At 64.3% G+C, this 563-nt stretch carries 1 protein-coding gene; it reads left to right on the forward strand.

Annotation, left to right across the window (positions count from 1 at the left end):
• On the forward strand, positions 1-439 hold a 439-nt coding region (locus D7Y13_RS42115), incomplete at its 5' end, for a copper chaperone PCu(A)C (protein WP_120631084.1).
• Between the last annotated feature and the right edge of the window lie 124 nt (positions 440-563).

Genomic DNA, 563 nt, shown 5'->3' on the forward strand with positions numbered 1-563 from the left:
GATGAAGACCGGATTGCTCATTCCCGCCATCGTCATGATGGCGGCGTGTCACCACCCCGCCACTTTGTCGGTCGACAAGGCCTGGGTACGGCTGAGCCCAGTTACGGACGCCCCGGCATCCGCCTACTTCGTGCTCAAGGGCGGTGCGAAGGATGAAACGCTGACGGGCATAGCGGCGCCCGACGCGGCGCGCGCGGAAATGCATGAGAACATATCCCATGCCGGCATCGAGAGCATGGACACCCTCAAGCTTGTCGCGGTCCGCGCGGGCGGCGCCGTGCCGTTCGCGCTCGGCGGCAAGCACGTTATGCTGTTTGGCCTCAAGCCCGGCATCAAGGCCGGCAGCACCACGCCGCTGATCTTCAGCTTCGCCAGCGGGCAGAAGATCACCGTCAACGCGAAGGTCATGCCCCCCGGATCGTCGGCGCCGGCAGACTGACGTGCTCCTGCGAAAGCAGGAGCCCAAGGTTACCGACTGTGTCGCTTGCAGCTCTGGGTTCCTGCTTTCGCAGGAACATGGTTACCGGTTCGGCTGCGCTACACCCGCACGATAGCCCTCATAC

The organism is Corallococcus praedator (assembly GCF_003612125.1).
Lineage (GTDB): Bacteria > Myxococcota > Myxococcia > Myxococcales > Myxococcaceae > Corallococcus > Corallococcus praedator.